The following is a 19,834-nucleotide window of genomic DNA, read 5'->3' on the forward strand; positions in this document are numbered from 1 at the left end:
GTTGAGATTGCCGTAGCAACTTTTATATCATATCAGAGCGACGTTTGTTTGTCAACTCTTTTTTTAAAAGTTTTTTTGACTTCGTTTTATTAGAAGTGTTTCAGCAACTCATTTATCATAACTCGTCGTTTGTTATTTGTCAATAACTTTTTTGAAGTTTTTTTCGATAGAATCAAGCTTCATAAGCTGTCTTTTTTTACGACTCAGTTATCTTATCATGGTGCGATCCCTCTGTCAACAGTTTATTTCAACTATTTTCACTAGCGATCTTTGCTCTTTCGAACAAATAATAATATACCAACAGCAAAAATAAAAGTCAATAAGAAAAAAGCTGTTTTATCAACATTTTTAGCGTAATCGATCGTTCTAATCCTATAAGTGAAAAACGTTCGCTTTTAACCAGTTTTTCATTAATGATAGCCTTCTCAGCACTGTGATTGTTCAGTTTTCTATTTATGAGCCACTTCACTTAGCTCTTACCTTCTAAAATTTTCCTTAACAAAGTGTTGCTTTTATCTATTTAGACATTTTTTTGCTAGAATGAATAGTAAATAGTATCATTCTAACTCTGGAGGAACAATCTATGAAAATATTAATTGCTGATGATGATAAAGAAATTGTTGAATTACTAAGTATTTATGTTCACAATGAAGGATACGAAGCTGTTAAGGCTTATGATGGGAAAGAAGCATTATCAAAGATTCGAACGATACCTGATATTGAGTTATTGATTTTGGATATTATGATGCCTGAAATGGATGGCATGCAGGTCGTTAAAGAATTACGAAAGGAATCGCAAATACCGATTATCATGTTGACAGCAAAAACAACCGATATGGATAAAATTAAAGGGCTTGTTGCTGGTGCTGATGATTATGTTACAAAACCATTTAATCCTTTAGAAGTTATGGCACGCGTAAAATCTTTGCTTCGTCGAACAAAAATGCAAATCACACCGGATCAACCGGATATATTAGAAGTAAACTCTTTGATTATTAACAAAGATTCCCATGAAGTAAAAACAATTGATGGGAAAGAGATTCAGCTTACAGCATTAGAATTTGGGATTCTATACTTATTAGCAAGTCATCCTAATCGTGTGTTCAGTGCAGATGAAATCTTTGAGCGTGTATGGAAACAAGAAAGTATTGTTTCCGCAAAAACTGTTATGGTCCATGTTAGTCATTTGAGAGATAAGATCGAAGAAGCAACTGGTGGAGAAAAAGTCATTCAAACCGTTTGGGGAGTGGGCTATAAAATTGATGCAAGATAAAAAAAGAGGAACAGAAAAACGGCGACGAATCAATCTAACTTCTAAGGAAATCAGTGAGTTATTAGCAGAAGGTATTATCACCGTGATTCTCCTTCTACTATTAAATGTTGCGATTTTGGTTGTCCTTACTTCAATAATTAGTAGTTCCCCTTCATTGACTAATGCGATTTGGGATTCAAAAAATATTTTTGCTCAACGATTGAATAGTGATTTATTTTGGAACGGTCGAAATTTTCTGATTCCCCTTTTCTTTCTTTTAGATATCGGCGTATTATACTGGCGGTTGATCCGTCGCTACCGACAAATGCAACTACGTCATATTATTAGCGAGCTTCACTATATCGCTAATGGTAATTATGACCATCGAATCCCTTTTGAATTAACAGGTGATCTTAGTCGTGTAGTAACAAGCATTAATGGTTTAGTCGATAGTACAGTAGCTGCGATCGAAGATGAACGGAAAATTGAAAAATCAAAAGATGAATTGATTACTAATGTGAGTCACGATATCCGTACCCCTTTAACCTCTATTATTGGTTACTTAGGATTAATCGAAGATGGCCAGTATCAAACAAAAGAGGATCTTTTGAAGTATACCCATACAGCTTATATCAAAGCAAAACAAATGAAATTACTAGTGGATGATCTTTTTGAGTATACTAAAGTCAGACAACCAGCTGTTCCGGTCAATTTTTCGGCTTTTGATCTGATCCAGCTAATTGAACAACTAGCTGCTGATTTTGAATTAGAAGCATCAAAAAAACATATCCAAATCCTTGTATCATCACAGGTTCCATCATTAACTATGGATGGGGACACTGAAAAACTAGTTCGTGTCTTTAATAATTTACTGACGAATGCTTTAAAATACGGCAAAGGCGCTACAAAAATTGTCATTGAAGTCGAAAAAGTTGGCTCAGAAGTCGTTGCGACAGTAAAAAACAATGGAGCTATGATTCCTCGAGAATCAATCGATAATCTTTTTGACCGTTTTTACCGAGTAGAAGAGTCTCGTTCACAAGAAACCGGTGGGACGGGTTTAGGTTTAGCCATTGCTCAAAGTATCGTTGCTTTACATGGTGGTTATATTTATGCTAAATCTGATAAACAATGGACTTCATTCATCATGCATCTCCCAATAAAAAGAAATGAAAAATTACCAATCAAAAGTCAGGAACATATTGACGAAAATTAAAATATCCGATATTCTTATTACAATCATTTCTATATATCATATCTATATAGCACAGAACCCAGTACATTTTATTTTTTTCAAGAGAGCTGATGGATGGTGTAAATCAGCAAAAAATAAGTTGGAAGTTCCAGTTCTTTGATGTGTACCTTTCGAAATAAGAAAGGTCGGCAAAACAGCCGTTATCTGTTAACAAGAGCAGCATATTTATATGTTGAACTCGGGTGGTACCGCGAATGTTAGACCGATTCGTCCCAAGATAATTGAGGGATGGATTGGTCTTTTTTTTATTATATTTAAGGAGGAATTGCAATGTTAGATGTAAAAATGATGCGTCAAAATTTTGATTATGTCCAAGAAAAATTAATGACTCGTGGGGTCAAAAAAGAAACCTTAGCTGAATTTATGGAATTAGATGAAAGTCGTCGAAAATTACTTGTTAAAACGGAAGAATTAAAAAAATATCGTAATGATGTTTCAGCAGAAATTGCACAATTAAAACGGAACAAAGAAGATGCAACAGCTAAAATCAATGAAATGAAAGAAGTTGGGGGCAACATTAAAGCCCTTGATGAAGAAGTAGCGCAAGTAGATGAAAAGTTACATCAAATTGCGACTACCTTACCAAATTTACCAGATGATTCTGTACCTGTTGGAAAAGACGAAGAGGACAACGTGGAAGTTCGTCGTTGGAACACGCCTCGTAATTTTTCATTTGAACCGAAACCACATTGGGAAATCGCTGAAAACTTAGGTATCTTAGACTTTGAAAGAGGGGCAAAAGTTTCTGGAAGTCGTTTTGTTTACTATAAAGGATTAGGCGCTCGCTTAGAACGTGCCGTTTATAACTTTATGCTAGATCAACACATCTATGAACATGACTATACAGAAATGATTACTCCTTATATCGTAAATAGTCGGGCTATGTTCGGAACTGGGCAATTTCCTAAGTTTAAAGAAGATGTTTTCCAATTAGAAGATACAGATTTGACATTGATCCCAACAGCGGAAGTTCCATTAACAAACTATTACAACGATGAGATCTTAGATGGGCAAGATTTACCGATTTATTTCACTGCTCTTAGTCCCGCATTTCGTTCGGAAGCAGGGAGTGCCGGCCGTGATACCCGAGGATTGATTCGTTTACACCAATTTAATAAAGTAGAAATGGTCAAATTCTCTGATGCAGAACATTCTTATGATGAGCTAGAAAAAATGACAGCCGATGCTGAAGATATTCTACAAAAATTACATTTACCTTACCGTGTAGTAGCATTATCTACTGGAGATATGGGCTTCTCTGCTGCCAAAACATATGACTTAGAAGTATGGATCCCTGCACAAGAAACATATCGTGAAATCAGCTCATGTTCAAACTGTGAAGATTTCCAAGCACGACGCGCAATGATCCGTTACCGTGATGAAGACGGAAAAATCCACTATGCTCATACACTGAATGGTTCAGGACTTGCAGTCGGCCGAACTGTCGCAGCGATCCTTGAAAACTACCAAAATGAAGATGGATCAGTGACTGTTCCAGAAGTATTAGTTCCTTACATGGGAAATTTAAAAGTGATAAAGTAGACCACCTTGTCTTATTTATATAAAGATGTCATGAAATAAGCGGTCAGCTCCTCGCTTATTGTTGAGGAGTTGCTTCTTGAACGCCGTTTATTCGTTTTTAGAGATACTAGAAGAGCCTGAGACAAGTTTTGTCCCAGGCTCACTAATCTTAATATGTTTATTTTCTTTTTAAAAAGGACTATTACCCCACTCTCTTCTTGTTCAGAAGTTCTGTAATTTACCGGCTTTTTTATAATTTTCTTATAATTATAGAGGTATTATGCCCACCAAAGCCAAAACCATTTGAAAGAATAATATTTGCTTGATGATGAATTTTATTATTGGGAATATAATTCAAATCACAATCTTCATCAGGTTCTGTCAGGTTAATAGTTGGTGGTAAAATATTATACTCCATCGCTTTCAAGCTAATCACTGCTTCAATGCCTCCTGCTGCACCTAATAGATGTCCTGTTGAGGACTTTGTAGAGCTAATCAATAATTGTTCAGCATGCTTTCCAAAAACCTTTTTGATTGCTCGACTTTCACTAATATCTCCAACTTTAGTACCTGTTGCATGCGCATTTATATAATCAATTTCATTTGCACTAATTTTCCCCATTTCAAGTGCTTTTTGGATGGCACGACTGGCTCCTTCTGAATGAGGTGTAGTCATATGATAAGCATCTGAAGTCATCCCGTATCCGATAATTTCACCTAAAATTTTCGCTCCGCGTGATCTTGCATGTTCGAATTCTTCTAAAAAAACGATCCCAGCTCCTTCTGACATGACAAAGCCATCCCTATTTTTGTCAAAAGGTTTCGAAGCTAAATTCGGTTGCTCATTCCTCGTAGATAAAGCTTGCATTTGGTTGTACCCAGCAAAAGCAATAGGTACAATCGAAGCTTCTGCTCCACCTGCAAGTATTGCTTCACTTAGCCCATATTTAATTCTAAGAAATGCTTCTCCTATCGCTTGATTTCCCGAAGCACAAGCTGAAATAGGACACAAAGTCACATCTTTAAATCCAGTCTTAATTGATACGAAACCTCCCGCTATATTGCCTATTGACTTAGGAACTACTAAAGGAGAAACACGATTACTTCCTTTCTTTTCCATAATGTTTTGATTTTCAATTAAAGAGTGAATACCACCTATTCCTGTACCAATCATAACGCCACATTTTTCCAAATCAAAATCCTTATGATCAAAACTCGCTTCAGATAGCGCTTGCATAGAACTGATTACTGAAAAATGAGTGAAACGATCTGTTCTCTTGATCTCTTTTTGATTAAGATACTGGTCAATCGCATAATCAGAAATAACTCCACCAATCCTTGTTTCTAAATTACTAAATTCCTCTGCTTCTATCTTTTTTATCCCAGAAATACCATTACTCACATTTGTCCATAACTCTTCTGCATTTTTTCCAGAAGAAGAGATAGTTCCCCTTCCAGTTATAACTACTCTTTTTATCATCTTATAAACTCCTTACTATCATAAAATAACAAAATATAAATATAACTCAGATATATTCTAACATATTAAAAAATCTTAACTATATAGTAATTTAACTAAAAAAAACAAAAATTTGTTATTAAAACATAATTTTTTTAATAAATTTATCGTAAAAAATGCTTATTAGCTCCTTAACCGCTCAACTTCACAGTGGTTTAAATTTATACAACAGCAGCTTAGTGGTCACTCTTATTTGGATATTGAGCAAAAACAACATAGTCAGACGAAAAAAAGTCATCAATCTTAAAATTTAGAAAAACAAATTTTAAGATTGACGACTTTTTTACTTTAAAAACAATGCTCTAAGTATTCTACTTATTTCGAATATTCACTTGACTCCTAAAGCGGAATATGTTGAGTCTTTTTCCCTTAATTGATTAAGATTCTACTGAATAGTTAGGTGCTTCTTTTGTGATTTGGACATCATGTGGATGGGATTCTTTCAACCCATTGCCACTCATTTGGATGAATTGTGCTTCGTCACGCAATTGTTTCAAGTTGCCTGCCCCAACATAACCCATACCAGATTTTAATCCACCGATCATTTGGAAGATAATATCCGCAACGCTTCCTTTGTAGGCCACACGTCCTTCGATTCCTTCTGGTACTAATTTATTCGCTTCATTGACGCTACCTTGGAAATAACGATCTTTTGAACCTTTTTCCATTGCGCCCAATGAACCCATACCACGATAAGTTTTAAAACGTCGGCCTTGGAAAATCTCAAATTCACCTGGAGATTCATCTGTACCTGCCAACATACTACCTAACATGACGGCATGCCCTCCAGCAGCTAATGCTTTGACGATATCACCTGAATATTTGATTCCGCCATCAGCAATAATTGCTTTGCCATATTGTCGTGCGACAGAAGCAGCATCATAAATTGCTGTTAATTGTGGTACACCTACACCGGCAACCACACGTGTTGTACAAATTGATCCTGGTCCGATACCGACTTTTACGACATCCACACCCGCATCATATAATGCTTTTGTTGCTTCCGCTGTCGCTACGTTACCGGCAATCAAAGTAGCATCTTTAAAGGTAGAACGAATTTCTTGGATTTTACGAATCACTCCAGCGCTATGACCATGTGCTGTATCAATAACGATCGCATCTGCTCCTGCTTCCAACAAGGCACCTGCACGCTCAAATGTATCACTTGTTACACCAACAGCAGCAGCTACAAGTAGACGTCCATGTTCATCTTTGGCAGCGTTGGGAAATTCAATCACTTTTTCAATATCTTTGATTGTGATCAATCCACTTAAACAACCATCGTTGTCAACGATAGGTAATTTTTCAATTTTATGTTTTTGCAATATTTTTTCTGCGTCTTTTAGAGAAGTACCGACTGGGGCTGTTACTAAGTTTTCTTTGGTCATCACATCATTGATTTCCATATGATAATCAGTTACAAAGCGCATGTCACGGTTCGTAATAATACCAACAAGTTTTCTGTTTTCTAAAGTCTCAACGATCGGTACACCGCTAATTCGATATTTGCTCATCAATTCTTCTGCATCTGCTACAAGATGTTGCGGTGTTAAGAAAAATGGATCAATGATCACACCACTTTCAGAACGTTTGACTTTGCGCACTTCGTCTGCTTGTTGACTAATTGTCATATTTTTATGAATAACACCTAATCCACCTTGTCTAGCCATCGCAATAGCCATCTTACTATCAGTTACAGTGTCCATACTTGCACTGATGATCGGGATATTCAACTTAATATTTTTTGCTAATTGTACACTCATATCCACTTCGTTTGGTAACACGTGACTTTCTGCTGGTATCAGTAAGACATCATCGAAAGTAAACCCTTTTTTCGTGAACTTTGTTTCCCAGTTGGACATTTTTAGTACCACTCCTCTAGTTTTTAGTTTATCTATTAAAATAATCGATTTTTTCTATTAAGTCAACCGTCTTCCCATAATCCGGACTGTTTCTAAGAATATCCTTATTATAAGCGCTTCCATTACAAGTCATATATGGTTAATAACGAGAAACTCTTTTAAGAGAAGCTACTGATTAAATTTACCAAGTTTCTCAAATCTTTGTTCTTTCTGTTTTAACCATTTCTCCATAAAAAATAAGAGACCACTATTCAAAACAAACAACTGTTTCAAATAATGATCCCTCATCATTGATATACATCGAATCGTACTTTAACGAATTATCTTCTAGGTACAGATAAACTTCCAACGATTCCATATTTTTTCTTCATGTAATAACGCAAAGCTAGTGCAGCAGCCCCAATAATGATGATAACTACTGGATCTAACAACGGATTCAGTACTGGAGGAAGAAGTGTGGTAGCGGAAAAGGCAACCACCCAGACCAATGTAGTTCCAGTTAAGATCAACAATGTTTTACCCATACCTGGCTTTTTACTACGATCTGCTCCCGGATACTCATATTGATAAATGTATTTATACATCAGGTAAAATACCCAACCACCAACAGCTGATCCAAAGACCAAAGTTGTGATTCCATAAGCTGGCGTTGTTCCACGTGAAAACAATCCGGTAATAGCAATCATGATACTCAACAAACCTAATAACAGGAATGTATTGTCTAGCCACATCAATAGTGGTTTAGAATTTACCTTTGCTTCAACTGGTTTGTTGATAATTGCTTCAGTTCTTTCAGAAACAGTTCCAAATAATTGTCTGGCTGTTTTTCCACCTTTTTGTTCAGACACTAAGGTTGGAAGGATGTCATGAAGTGCTTTTACCTTTTCCTCTTCGGATAGATTAGCTGCTTCTAAAGATTTTTTTAAGTCAAAAATATATTGTTGGTTTCTTTTAGTTAATTTTTCTTCTAATTGATTGTTTTCTTTTACAATTTCACGTAATTGTTCTGATTCCATGATCTAAATAGTCCTCCTTAGCCGCTACTTTAACGGTTGTCACAAAAGACATTCTAACATACTATACGTATCGTTTGATAGCCCTTTTATACATTAAAACGGAATAACATAACGTCGCCATCTTGGACTACATAGTCTTTACCTTCTAGACGAACACGGCCAGCTTCTTTGGCAGCATGCATATTTCCATAATGATCTAGATCTTCAAAAGAAACAGTTTCCGCACGGATAAATCCACGCTCAAAGTCTGAATGGATAATCCCAGCTGCTTGAGGTGCTTTGATGCCTTTTTTAAATGTCCAAGCCCGAACTTCTTGTTCTCCTGCTGTAAAGTACGTAGCTAATCCTAGCAAATCATAAGCTGCACGAATTAATTGATCTAATCCAGACTCTTCAATTCCTAAAGCTTCTAAGAATTCTGCTTTATCTTCTTCGTCTAGTTCAGCAATTTCTTCCTCTGCACGTGCGCTGACTACGATAACTTCTGCATTTTCTTCGGCAGCAAAATTACGTACAGCTTGAACGTAGCGATTCGTATCGCTATCTGCTACTTCATCTTCTGCAACGTTTGCTACATATAAGATTGGTTTGGTAGTCAATAAAAACAATGATTTAACGATTTTTTGTTCTTCGTCCGTAAATTCGATAGAGCGAGCTGAACGGCCTTCTTCTAAGACTGGCTTGATTTTATCTAAAACAGCTAATTCAGCAACTGCATCTTTGTCTTTCGTTTTTGCGATTTTTGCTACTCGAGTATAGCGTTTAGTGATCGATTCCAGATCTGCCAATACTAATTCTAGATTGATCGTATCAATATCCGCTAATGGGTCAACTCGTCCTTCAACATGTGTGATGTTGTCATCATCGAAACAACGGACCACATGACAAATCGCATCAACTTGGCGGATATGACTTAGAAATTGATTTCCCAAGCCTTCCCCTTTACTTGCACCTTTAACGATTCCTGCAATATCCGTAAATTCAAATGTTGTTGGCACGGTTTTTTTAGGATGAACAAGTTCAGTTAAGCGTTGTAAACGCCAATCGGGAACTTCTACCATTCCTACATTCGGATCAATGGTTGCAAAAGGATAGTTCGCTGCTTCTGCTCCAGCTTTGGTGATTGCGTTAAATAAAGTTGATTTACCGACATTGGGTAATCCAACAATTCCAGCAGTTAATGCCATAGATTTATTCACTCTTTCTCTGCATTTTTTTCAAGTACTTTTTTTAATTTTTTCTCAAATTCTCGACGAGTCATCATAACGATGTGCCCGCAATTGACGCATTTGATTTTGATGTCCGCTCCCATGCGGATGATTTCCCAACGGTTGGTCTGACAAGCATGAGGTTTTTTCATTTCAACAATATCATGTAAGTCGTACATAAAAGTCCCCTCCTTTAGTCATTTCTCTTAAGAACGGTTCCCACGTCTTTTTGATATTCATATAGTGATCGTAAAAATTAAGGTTGATTGGTCTGAATTGAACGCTTCTTTCCTATTACTTATTCTTCATCGAATTGAATATTAAGGATATCAAGGATTCTTGTCAAATCATTTTGCGAAAGGTACTCAATTTCAATCTTTCCTTTACCGTCTTTTTCTTGGATAGCAACACTTGTACCAAACTTATCCATCAAGCGGTCTTCACTTTCACGTATATAATAAGGCTTTTCTTTTGCTAGTCGAGGGATTTTCTTTTTTTCTTTCCCATCGTTTTGATTTAATTGCGAAACAATTTGTTCCAACTGACGAACCGTTAGATTTTCCATAACTGCTCGATTCGCTAATTTTAGAATCAAACTTTTGTTTTTTAGACCTAATAAGGTACGAGCTTGTCCCATCGATAATCGTTGATCTTGGACCATTTCCTTCACTAAATCAGGTAACGTTAACAGACGGAGATAGTTTGCGATATATGGACGACTTTTACCTAAGCGTTTCGCCACTTCTGCTTGCGTAAGTTTAAGATTTTTCATCAGCATATCATAGGCTTCAGCTTCTTCTAATGGATTCAAGTCTTCACGTTGCAAGTTTTCCAAAACAGCGACTTGCATCATTGCTTCTTCATCAAAGTCACGAACAATTGCAGGGATGGTCGCTTTTTCTGCTAACTTAGAAGCTCGGAAACGACGTTCACCAGCAATGATTTCATATCCTTTTACTGCCGAACGACGGACGATAATCGGTTGAAACACGCCTGATTGCTCAATGGAGTTTGCCAATTCTTGAAGCGAGACTTCTTCAAATGTTTTACGTGGTTGATAAGGGTTAGGGCGTAATTCGTTTAGTGGTAATTGTACAACTGTTTCATCTTCAACATCCACAGTTTCTAAATTCTCTAAATCTTGAAATAACGCATCGATCCCTCGTCCTAATCCTTTACTTTTCTTCACGGTTAACCACTTCCTTTGCCAATGCTTGGTAAACTTCAGCTCCTCTAGAACGTGGATCATAATCAATGATCGGCATTCCATGACTTGGTGCTTCTGAAAGACGAATATTTCTTGGAATAATCGTTTCATAGACCTTCTCACGGAAATACTTTCGGACTTCTTCCACGACTTCATTTCCTAAGTTCGTACGTGCATCATACATTGTAAGTAAGACGCCTTCAATCTCCAATTCTGGATTGAAATGCTTTTGAACTAAACGAACTGTATTGAGTAATTGACTCAATCCTTCTAATGCATAATATTCACATTGCACTGGGATCAGAATAGAATCGCTAGCTGTAAATGAATTAATAGTCAAATGACCTAATGAAGGTGGGCAATCAATCAGAATATAATCATATTGATCGTTCACTTCGGCTAAAGAACCTTTCAAGCGAGACTCTCTGGCCATCATTGAAGTTAATTCGATTTCTGCTCCTGCTAATTGAAGAGTGGCAGGCACAATACTCAAATTTTCATGTTCGGTAACAAGAGTTGCTTCGGCAATCGGTAGCTCATTGACTAAGACATCATAAATATCTTGAGTAACATCTGGTTTTCGAATACCGACACCACTTGTGGCATTGCCTTGTGCATCCATATCCACTAACAAGACTCTTTTACCAAGACTAGCTAAGCAAGCACCTAAGTTAACAGTGGTCGTCGTTTTACCTACGCCACCTTTTTGGTTTGCAACAGATATTATTTGTGCCATCTCTTCTCCTCCTACTTGATTGGTTGCTTATTTGGCATACCAGGTTTTCTTGGGTATTTTTTCGGGGTGACTTTCTTCTTTTGGATTACCAAAATATGTCGCTTGTCAGATATTTTCGGTAATTCTATCGCATCTTCTTTGATAAACTTTCCCCCTAAGATCGCGATCGCATGCTTGGCTTCTATTAGTTCTTCTTCGCTTTTTGCAGCTTTCAGCGCATAAAAGTATCCTTCTTGTTTCACTAGAGGCAAACATAGTTCTGCTAAAACATTCAATCTTGCTACAGCGCGAGCAGTTACTAAGTCAAATGAAGCTCGGAATTGAGGATTTTGACCAAATGTCTCGGCACGATCGTGATGAAGTGCCGCTGTGATACCAAGTTCTTTTGTTAATTCCGTTAAGAAGTTGATTCGTTTATTCAGTGAATCAACGATCGTGATCTGTAAGTTAGGAAACGCAATTTTCAGTGGGATACTCGGAAAACCTGCGCCTGAACCTACGTCGCAAAGTGAAAGAGGCTGAGAAAAGTCCACCTCAAAAGCTAACGTTAATGAATCATAGAAATGCTTCAAATAAACGTCATTTTTTTCCGTGATGGCTGTTAAATTCATTTTTTCGTTCCACTCAACTAACCACTGATAGTAACGTTCAAATTGACTCATTTGTTGATCAGATAAATGGATGTCTTTATCTGCCAATGCTTGACGAAATTCTTCTGGTGTCATAATTAATCCTTTCATTGTGAAACAGCAATTGTTTCACGAAATCTCTTTTTACTTTAACGCAAAATGAATCGAGTTGCAATCTTTCTACCGGTAAATTTATAGGAGGTTTTAAAAAATTAAAAAGGAAGCACTAGGAAGTACACATCCTTCTATATGTAAGTAATTAAAAAAAAATAAATGCCTTAACTAGGTTATCTCTAATTTTTAACGCTAGTTGATTTTTTATTCAAATTTAAACAAAAAATGAACACATATCAAATGTATGGATTAAAAAAATCAGCTCGTCTTTGATCCTCACTTCAAAAACGAACTGGTTTTTTTTATTGTATATACTTTTATTTATTATTTTGTCTCTAATTTTCTCCGCACAACATTGAGATAGTGCTGTAACCCAACAGTCATGACCCATGCAGCACCTAAACCAATAAAACTTCCGATCACGATTCCCAAAAAGCGATATTCGATCAAGGATATCAAGTAGGCCCCACGAATTAGTGTCGATAACATCAGTGCCATCGGATTAAGAAAAATGTTGGCAACCGCATAATTTCTAGCAACCAAAAATTGTGAGATACCGTAAAGAAAAGTGATCAGAAAAATCGTTTGTAACTGAGTAAATGGTACAAAGGATAAAACAGCCGACACACATAAGCCCCCCATGGAACCAATCAAATATTGTACTTGCCGATGTTTCATTGCATCCAAATTCTCAGCTAAAAGAATAGAAGCACAAGAAAGAGTTAACCAGTAAGGATTGTGCAACTGCAATCCGTGACTAATATAGACGGAAAGAAATAAAGCAACACTGTAGAAAACAGAATCAATAATCACTAACGGTTCTTCTTGGAATCTCTCTTTTAAAGAGATTTGTTCAATGGCTTGTTCTGGACGTGAATCAAGTAACTTGGTGATAACTGCAGCGATCAATGAAAACATGACCCCTATGAAAAAATAAAGAGAAACCATTGGCAAATGATCAATCGGTAACTGCATACTTGTTCCCATCGCCGAAAGCATCGCAAAAAATAAGCCACCTGGTTTTGAAATATGGAACAACCGCAAAATAAACCGGCTGGCAAAAGCCACTACAGCTACAGCAAAAGGTTCCAACCATAAAACATAGGTTGATAACATTCCTAATACAAAAGCAAATAAAAGTCCACAGCCAATGAAAAACATGCGCTTAATTAAATGTTTCATGGGTATATTTTGATAATAGAAAAAAGTAAAAATCCCTAATGAAGAAAAACTTGAAATCAAGAAATTCTGGTTTATGTATCCTAACCATAGTACGATAAAAATCAATAGCATAAGGTTCATGATACGAAATGGGTTATCTTGAATCTTATTAAAACGAAAATAAGTTTTGAACAACCAATCGCTCCTTTCTTCTATCTTTATTTAGATGTTGAGGCTCCAATGTTTCGCTCTCGTTTCTATCAACATCATTTAGTATAACAACAATTTCTTTATTTTTCATAAAAAATAAGTGGGGGTTGAGACAAAAGTGTTTAGCATCAAGAAAGAAGAAAGAATTTCCAGAAATTGACAGAAAACACAAACACTAGTTTCTGCTGTTGATTGTTACCTACTTGATGCTTCTCAAATTTTTGGCTCAATCTATAAATAGGAGGGACTCGAGAATTACGAGGTAATTTCCCATCAATTCTAGCTCAACCTACCCAATTGAATTGTGTCCTGAAAAAAGGAGATTTACGCCATCAAAAAATGGACAAAAAGCAAAATACTTCCTGTCCATTGATGGTGCTAAGATTTCTCTTTACTGGTATCGTTGCTAAAAAGACGAAAAAACTATCTTCTAGAGATTCCAACAGGAGTATCTAGCTCTAAGAAATAAGCCGGAGAATCCAAAAATAGTTCCTCCTATTTTTTGAAATCTTCGGCTAATTTTCCAATGGAGCTACTTATGGAAAACCGTAAATCAGAGGTTTTCCACTTTCGCAATCTTCCCTTGTTCGATGTAGACCATCAAAATACTTAGATCAGCGGGGTTTACACCACTGATACGGCTAGCTTGAGCAATGGTTTCTGGTTGGATTTTTTGTAGTTTTTGTTTTGCTTCTGTAGCCAATCCATTAATTGCTGCGTAGTCGATATTTTCTGGTATTTTTTTGGCTTCCATTCGTTTTAATTTTTCTACTTTTTCAAGTGCTTTTTTAATGTATCCTTCGTACTTGATCTGAATTTCAACTTGTTCAATTTCTTTCGCTGTCAATGCTTCATTTTCCGGAATAAACAACATTAAATCGCTGTAGCTAATTTCAGGTCGCTTCAAAAAGTCACTCGCTAAAACCCCGTCTTTTAATGGCGCAGCATTGATAGTTGCCAAAAATGCTTGGACTTCTTCTGTCGGTTTGATCCGGACAGTCATCAAACGTTTAATTTCTGCTTCAACAGCAGCTTTCTTTTTCAGATAAGCTTGGTATTGGTCTTCTTTGACTAAACCTACTTGGTGTCCCATCTCCGTCAAACGTAGATCTGCATTGTCATGACGCAATAATAAACGATATTCAGCACGTGAAGTGAGCAAGCGATAAGGTTCATTGGTTCCTTTAGTCACTAGGTCATCAATCATAACACCAATATAACCGTCACTGCGTTTGATGATCAAAGGCTCTTTTCCTTGGACTTTGAGCGCTGCATTGATTCCAGCAATCAGCCCTTGGCCCGCTGCTTCTTCATAACCACTAGTCCCATTCGTTTGACCTGCAGTATAAAGGTTTTCGATGACTTTCGTTTCGAGCGTTGGACGTAATTGATGGGGTTCGACAACGTCATATTCGATCGCATATCCCGTACGCATCATTTCAACTTTTTCCAGTCCTGCGATAGAGTGTAGCATATCCACTTGGACATCTTCTGGTAATGAAGTCGATAATCCTTGAACGTATACTTCTTCCGTATGCAAGCCTTCTGGTTCTAAAAACAATTGATGTCTTGGTTTATCTGCAAAACGTACGATCTTATCTTCAATCGATGGACAATAGCGAGCGCCCACACCTTCAACGATTCCAGTAAACATCGGTGCACGATGCAAGTTATCACGTATGATTTTATGAGTCGTTTCACCGGTATAAGTCAACCAGCAAGATTCTTGTTCTAAGTTGTACGCACTATCTGGCGTGCTAAAACTAAAATGATTTGGTTCTTTATCGCCAGGTTGCTCTTCAGTCACTGAATAATCAATCGTACTTGATTTAACCCGAGGAGGTGTTCCTGTTTTGAAACGATCAATCGCAAAACCTAATTCTTTTAGATTATTAGCTAATCCAACAGAAGGTTGTGAATTGTTGGGTCCAGATGAATACTTCAATTCTCCGATGATGATTTCACCTCGTAAAGCTGTGCCAGCAGTAATGACGACAGCTTTCGCTTGGTAGCAAGCGCCAGTTGATGTCACCACACCTCGACAAACACCCTCTTCGACGATTAATTCTTCGACGATTCCTTGACGCAACGTCAAATTAGGTTCTTTTTCTATCGTATGCTTCATTTCTGCGGAATAAGCATGCTTGTCTGCTTGCGCTCTTAAAGCACGCACAGCAGGACCTTTTCCTGTGTTTAACATTCTCATTTGAATGTACGTTTTATCGATATTTTTACCCATTTCGCCACCAAGAGCATCGATTTCTCTCACTACGACACCTTTTGCTGGTCCTCCGACTGAAGGGTTACATGGCATGAACGCTACCATGTCTAGATTGATAGTTAGTAATAACGTTTTTGAGCCCATTCTGGCTGCAGCCAACGCTGCTTCTGAACCAGCATGTCCTGCCCCTACAACGATGACGTCATAAGTATCTGCTTGATAATGATTCAAGTACATTTCCTCCTTTTATTTTCCTAAACAGAATTGACTGAATAATTGAGTGATTAATTCATCTTGTACACTGTCTCCAACGACTTCCCCTAAGTAGTCCCAACAGCGTGTCATATCGATTTGAACAAGATCTACAGGCATACCTGCTTCAATCCCAGCAACTACTTCTGCTAATGAAATTGATGCTTTTTCAAGTAGAGCAATATGTCTGGTATTTGATACATACGTAGCATCTCTTTCACCGGTTTGCCCACCAAAGAATAAATCAGCGATAGCTGTTTCTAATTGATCTAAACCATCATTTTTAGCCACAGAAACGGCAAACACCGGTTCATCTTCTAACCATTGATCAAGTTCTTCTTTTTCTAACTTTTGCGGCAAATCTGTTTTATTTAAAAGTACAATCCGTTTCAAACCCTTAGTAGCTTCTAAAAGCTGCTCGTCTTCTCTGGTCAGTGGCTCACTTTGATTCAAAACCAATAAAATCAAATCCGATTCAGATAATGCTTTTCGACTTCTTTCTACCCCGATCTGTTCAACGAGATCTTCTGTTTCGCGGATTCCAGCTGTATCAATTAATTTCAATGGTACACCACGAACGTTCACGTATTCTTCGATGACATCTCGTGTCGTTCCCGCAATATCTGTTACAATTGCTTTTTCTTCTCGCAATAAGTGATTCAACAAGCTTGATTTTCCGACATTTGGACGACCGATGATAGCTGTACTTAATCCTTCACGCAAGACTTTTCCTTGTTTCGATGTAGCAAGTAAAGCTTGGATCCTTTGTTGGATCATCGTCGCTTTTTCAAGCAATAATCGTGTAGTCAATTCTTCCACATCATCGTATTCAGGATAATCGATATTGACTTCTACTTGTGCTAATGTTTCTAAGATCTCTTGTCTTAATGAACGAATCAACGAAGAAAGATTGCCATCTAATTGATTTAAAGCTAAGCCCATTGCTTTGTCCGTTTTCGCCCGAATTAAATCCATCACGGCTTCTGCTTGAGAAAGATCTACACGACCATTTAAGAAAGCTCTTTTTGTAAATTCTCCAGGTTCAGCTAGTCTTGCTCCTTCTCGTAATAGCAGTTGTAAAATTTGATTTACGACTACGATCCCACCATGACAATTGATTTCAACGACATCTTCACGAGTAAATGTTTTAGGTGCTAACATAACAGAAACCATAACTTCATCAATGATCTGTTCATTCTTCGGATCAGTAATATGCCCATAATGAATCGTATGACTAGGTACTTCCAATAAGCTTTTCTTGCCACAACGATAGACTTTATCTGCTAACGCTACCGCTTGGTCTCCACTAAGTCGAACAATACTGATCGCTCCTTCTCCTGGTGGGGTAGAAATTGCAGCAATCGTATCAAATTCTAAAGTAATTTCAGCCATTTTTTCACTCCCTTTTTAATTTTACGCACAAAAAAAGTGCCCACTTCACCCTTTACAATAAATGGTGAACTTCGCACTTTGACTGCTTGTCCATGATTAAATTCTGAACATAGGTTATCATATTTAGTTACAAGACACAAGTATTGAAAATAGAGAACTCTGACAACTTCTTCTTTTTTACAATATCGTAAAAATTTTTTTCATTTATACATTCATTCTGATTTGAGGATATTGTACATTCTTTTTATTTCATCCTTTGTATCGTCGCGTTCCTTTTCACGACTATTCAACATAAAAAATAGCCATTCAAAACAAATCGCTATCTCATCTCAGTTCTACAAAAAAACACACGAAGGCTAACCTCCATGTGCTTTTTCTATCAAAGTAAGACTACTTAAGCATCGTATACTCCGATAAGAATGATTTCTAATAAAATATACTTTGTTTAAAAAAGTTTGTCAATGTGATTCCTAAAAACAACCACGCATATCAACCTTTAAATTTTGCTTTTTCCTCAATATAACCGATCTTCTATGAATGATTAAATGAATTTTCAACTATAGGATAAAACGACATTTATTTTATCCCTATTCAGGAGGGTTTACCTCTATCTTTCTAATCCAGAACTTGATATTTCCAATCCAGAGTTTGGTCTTTCTGTTTTTTTCTTTTTTGAAACTTTTTTATTTATAGTATTAATTCTTTTCTTAGCTTCAGGACTAGATTTTGATTCATTTTTATTTACAGCAGCAACTTTTCTCAGGTATTCTTCACCCGTTTTTCTATTATGTAACTCGTTTTTAACATCTTTCTGATTTATAAGAAACTGGTTTGTAAGCACGTCTCCAACTTTTTCTCCAGCTTCATTTACAACATCTATTAACAATTCTTTTTTTACTATTTTCATGCTTGGCGTCTCTTGCGCCAATTCTTTTTTATTTTTAAGAAAAAACGCGTAATTCTGATCAAGTAAATCACTATAACTCTGGTTCTTGACCTCATCTTTAGCAACTTTTAGCAGCATTTCATCCATACCCTCAATTTGTTTACATTGATCATACTCTTTGTCTTTAATAATTGCCTTAGTTTTATAACCTAGTGTATATTTGAATGCTAATCCTATATTTTTTACGATACATGCCCCTGTCATTTGTGACCTTGCAACATAATTTTCAAACTTACATTCTGATGCATGATGATGAAGCTCTTTTAACGGAAATTCTGTTGTCTTATGAAAAAACAAATTATATTTATCTTGAAAAAAGCTTCCAAAGCTCACACCTTCTTTTCGGGACAAACTTAAAAAATCTCGCCATGTAGGAGCATATCTTCCTATACGAACAGCTTTTGAAATGGCTTCTATGTTTTCTTTTGATTCTTCAAACTCATATACATAGATTGATTTTAATTGTTTGGTATCCAGATCTACCCACAATTTTTCTACTGCTGCGAAACTCTCTACAAATTCTGCTTTATCCTCCTTACTAACGCCTTTCCAAAGGTCTAATTTCTCTTTATCGGAAAAATCATTCCAGTTTTCCCATTGATAAAACGACGCTATTTTATTTAAATGCTCAAGAGAAATTTTTCCATCAACATTTGGCGCTTCATTAGGTACAAGTTGACCTCCTTTATTACAAACGCGCACTTTAATTTTATTGTCTTCTTTTTGAATAAGCAGGCTGACACTATGAACATCGCCTGCTCTTCGGTTATACATGATTGGTATAACTAAAAAACTATCCGGATCATTATTTACCAAGTCTTTCATGCATGGCTTAAAATATTTGTTATCGTAACTACATCCTATACTACCGTTTAAAGAGTTTATTAAGTTCTTTCGTTCTCTACCATTTTCTGTAAACTGTTCAGGATTTTTTTCAACTACCTTTTTATACAAATACATATACTCTATAAGGTTATCATATTTTACTCCAGCCTCATTATCCAGCATATTGGAAGTCCAATTCCATTTTTGATTAAAGACATGCGACATTTCTGCAAGATACTTTTGTTCATTTTTTACATATTTTTCACGAGCTTTTTCGATATCTTTTATCATTTTTTTTCTTTTTTTCTCTTCCATTTTTCCCTTCCTTTTCCCCCAGTCGTATTCACAGTAACATAGATTATTTTGGAGAAAGAAACTTTTTTTTAGAAAACAGAGAAAAAAAGATTTCTTGCAAAACACAACAAAAATAAAGTAGCGAAAAAGTAATCAGTTTACTTTTTCGCTACTTCATTGATTTAAACTTCTCTTATTTATCAAGCATTATTTC

General features: G+C 36.4%; 15 protein-coding genes and 1 other annotated feature. Of the genes, 3 read left to right on the forward strand and 12 right to left on the reverse strand.

Annotation, left to right across the window (positions count from 1 at the left end):
* Positions 1 to 583 precede the first annotated feature (583 nt).
* From AB5M32_RS05600 to serS, 3 genes are all read left to right on the forward strand, one after another.
* A complete protein-coding gene (locus AB5M32_RS05600) occupies positions 584 to 1,273 on the forward strand; it encodes a response regulator transcription factor (protein ID WP_010736768.1) in 690 nt (229 codons plus the stop codon).
* The gene (locus AB5M32_RS05605) at positions 1,260 to 2,468 is read left to right on the forward strand and encodes a cell wall metabolism sensor histidine kinase WalK (protein WP_178287007.1); all 1,209 of its coding nucleotides are present in this window, start codon (positions 1,260 to 1,262) and stop codon (positions 2,466 to 2,468) included. Before AB5M32_RS05600 ends, AB5M32_RS05605 begins: the two co-directional genes overlap by 14 nt.
* Before the next feature lie 38 nt (positions 2,469 to 2,506).
* Positions 2,507 to 2,725 (forward strand) — a binding site (T-box leader).
* A 52-nt stretch (positions 2,726 to 2,777) separates the two neighbouring features.
* Positions 2,778 to 4,049, forward strand: a complete 1,272-nt coding sequence (gene serS / locus AB5M32_RS05610; RefSeq protein ID WP_053766574.1) for a serine--tRNA ligase — start codon at positions 2,778 to 2,780, stop codon at positions 4,047 to 4,049.
* A 229-nt stretch (positions 4,050 to 4,278) separates the two neighbouring features.
* Here serS and fabF read toward each other — a convergent pair whose 3' ends face one another.
* From fabF to AB5M32_RS05670, 12 genes are all read right to left on the reverse strand, one after another.
* Positions 4,279 to 5,508, reverse strand: coding sequence for a beta-ketoacyl-ACP synthase II (gene fabF / locus AB5M32_RS05615; RefSeq protein WP_094940640.1), 1,230 nt, complete (start codon positions 5,506 to 5,508; stop codon positions 4,279 to 4,281).
* A 416-nt stretch (positions 5,509 to 5,924) separates the two neighbouring features.
* Positions 5,925 to 7,409 (reverse strand): IMP dehydrogenase, encoded by a 1,485-nt coding sequence (gene guaB, locus AB5M32_RS05620; protein WP_010720519.1) that lies wholly within the window; start codon positions 7,407 to 7,409, stop codon positions 5,925 to 5,927.
* A 320-nt stretch (positions 7,410 to 7,729) separates the two neighbouring features.
* Positions 7,730 to 8,425 (reverse strand): DUF1129 domain-containing protein, encoded by a 696-nt coding sequence (locus tag AB5M32_RS05625; RefSeq protein WP_010720518.1) that lies wholly within the window; start codon positions 8,423 to 8,425, stop codon positions 7,730 to 7,732.
* A gap of 86 nt (positions 8,426 to 8,511) precedes the next feature.
* Complete coding sequence (gene ychF / locus AB5M32_RS05630; protein WP_368024362.1) at positions 8,512 to 9,612, reverse strand: redox-regulated ATPase YchF; 1,101 nt, start codon at positions 9,610 to 9,612, stop codon at positions 8,512 to 8,514.
* An 8-nt stretch (positions 9,613 to 9,620) separates the two neighbouring features.
* Complete coding sequence (locus AB5M32_RS05635) at positions 9,621 to 9,812, reverse strand: DUF951 domain-containing protein (RefSeq protein ID WP_010720516.1); 192 nt, start codon at positions 9,810 to 9,812, stop codon at positions 9,621 to 9,623.
* 119 nt (positions 9,813 to 9,931) lie between these two features.
* A complete protein-coding gene (locus AB5M32_RS05640) occupies positions 9,932 to 10,822 on the reverse strand; it encodes a ParB/RepB/Spo0J family partition protein (RefSeq protein ID WP_010720515.1) in 891 nt (296 codons plus the stop codon).
* Positions 10,809 to 11,576: a ParA family protein gene (locus tag AB5M32_RS05645; RefSeq protein WP_010736770.1), complete on the reverse strand. Its 768-nt coding sequence runs from the start codon at positions 11,574 to 11,576 to the stop codon at positions 10,809 to 10,811. Before AB5M32_RS05645 ends, AB5M32_RS05640 begins: the two co-directional genes overlap by 14 nt.
* A gap of 11 nt (positions 11,577 to 11,587) precedes the next feature.
* Positions 11,588 to 12,301, reverse strand: a complete 714-nt coding sequence (gene rsmG, locus AB5M32_RS05650) for a 16S rRNA (guanine(527)-N(7))-methyltransferase RsmG (RefSeq protein WP_010720513.1) — start codon at positions 12,299 to 12,301, stop codon at positions 11,588 to 11,590.
* 342 nt (positions 12,302 to 12,643) lie between these two features.
* Positions 12,644 to 13,675 (reverse strand): FUSC family protein, encoded by a 1,032-nt coding sequence (locus AB5M32_RS05655; RefSeq protein ID WP_178287003.1) that lies wholly within the window; start codon positions 13,673 to 13,675, stop codon positions 12,644 to 12,646.
* 568 nt (positions 13,676 to 14,243) lie between these two features.
* Positions 14,244 to 16,142, reverse strand: a complete 1,899-nt coding sequence (gene mnmG / locus AB5M32_RS05660; RefSeq protein WP_010720510.1) for a tRNA uridine-5-carboxymethylaminomethyl(34) synthesis enzyme MnmG — start codon at positions 16,140 to 16,142, stop codon at positions 14,244 to 14,246.
* A gap of 15 nt (positions 16,143 to 16,157) precedes the next feature.
* Positions 16,158 to 17,555: a tRNA uridine-5-carboxymethylaminomethyl(34) synthesis GTPase MnmE gene (gene mnmE / locus AB5M32_RS05665; protein WP_063627679.1), complete on the reverse strand. Its 1,398-nt coding sequence runs from the start codon at positions 17,553 to 17,555 to the stop codon at positions 16,158 to 16,160.
* A 607-nt stretch (positions 17,556 to 18,162) separates the two neighbouring features.
* Positions 18,163 to 19,641 carry a hypothetical protein gene (locus AB5M32_RS05670; protein ID WP_081248848.1) on the reverse strand — a complete coding sequence of 493 codons (1,479 nt, stop codon included), beginning with the start codon at positions 19,639 to 19,641 and terminating at the stop codon, positions 18,163 to 18,165.
* Between the last annotated feature and the right edge of the window lie 193 nt (positions 19,642 to 19,834).

Origin of the sequence: Enterococcus sp. C57 (genome assembly GCF_040887305.1) — a bacterium.
In the GTDB taxonomy this organism is placed as follows: Bacteria; Bacillota; Bacilli; order Lactobacillales; family Enterococcaceae; genus Enterococcus_B; species Enterococcus_B hirae.